This window comes from Telluria sp. AZSoR62 (assembly GCF_058111565.1).
Genome location: NZ_JBYTST010000280.1, coordinates 1 through 277, shown reverse-complemented (window position 1 = coordinate 277; position 277 = coordinate 1). Strand labels below are relative to the sequence as shown.

The 277-nt window shown below is 56.3% G+C and carries 1 pseudogene; it reads left to right on the top strand.

Annotated features, from left to right (window positions below):
• Positions 1-17 precede the first annotated feature (17 nt).
• Positions 18-277, top strand: a pseudogene (locus AC3XQU_RS23805) (hypothetical protein); the annotation flags it as partial.

Genomic DNA, 277 nt, shown 5'->3' with positions numbered 1-277 from the left:
AGGGGATCGAGATCACCATGGAGACGCTGAAAAGTTACCTGTATCGGTATCGCAAGTCGGTCAAGGCCGGAACGGTCGAAGCACCGGCAAGCCAGCCGAGTTTGCAGTCAGCGGCGGCAGTGCCAGAGGCACCAGCCAAAATACCGGTTTCTGTATCGTACGGTACAAAGCCGGAAAGTGAGGAACCACCGGCACCAATGGCGCCGACCGAATTGAACAAAATCATGAACCCTGGGGATGATGTGAACGCCTCAGAACTGGCGCGCTACGAAAGTGC